We start from the raw sequence: 636 nt of genomic DNA, 5'->3' as shown, positions 1-636 counted from the left end.
ACGCCTGATGCCGAACGCGGTCTGCCCCACCTGCTCTGCCGCTGCCGTGATCGATCCGCTGTCGATGACCACCACAAACGCTTGCAACTCTTCCAGCGTGACTTTCATCGCTTTTCGCTGCCGTTTCTCTGCCTCAGATAGCGTCATCATAACCGGTTATTTTAATAAATAAAAAAAACCCTGATCGGTACGCATCTCGCCAAAAAGTTAACCAAAATCACAAAACATTAACGCAAAAAATTTTCGTATTGCGCATTGTTTTGCGCAAATGCTACACCATTTGCAACACGCACGCTTTCACCAAGGGAAAACCGACTCAATGAGCAGCAACACCACACTGAACGCACAGTTAGATGCCCTGATAACAGGCACCCTCGGCCTGAAAGACGAAGGCCGCTTTCATGAGCCTAATCTGGATGGCACGCCGGGAGATTATATCTCTTTCAACAGTTGGGAATGGCCGCAGGGCGTGGGCCTGTATGGTCTGTTTCGCCTGTGGGAATTCACCCGCCGAGACGATCTGCTCGCCACCCTTAACACCTGGTTTGACAGGCAAATCGCACAGGGCTTACCGCCGCTCAATGTGAATACCACCGCCCCGATGCTGCCGCTGTCACTGCTGTGGCAACACACCCG

The 636-nt window shown here is 52.2% G+C and carries 1 protein-coding gene and 1 pseudogene; one reads left to right on the top strand and one right to left on the bottom strand.

Annotation, left to right across the window (positions count from 1 at the left end):
* Positions 1-108 (bottom strand): annotated as a pseudogene (locus tag J5224_RS33635) (LysR family transcriptional regulator); the annotation flags it as partial.
* A 211-nt stretch (positions 109-319) separates the two neighbouring features.
* On the opposite strand from J5224_RS33635, the gene J5224_RS33630 reads away from it, so the two are divergent.
* The coding region (locus tag J5224_RS33630; RefSeq protein ID WP_264629215.1) for a glycoside hydrolase family 88 protein at positions 320-636 on the top strand (317 nt) is incomplete at its 3' end.

The organism is Candidatus Symbiopectobacterium sp. NZEC135, from assembly GCF_025962695.1.
The sequence above is the reverse complement of the archived record's forward strand: the minus strand, read 5'-3'. Positions and strand labels throughout refer to the sequence as shown.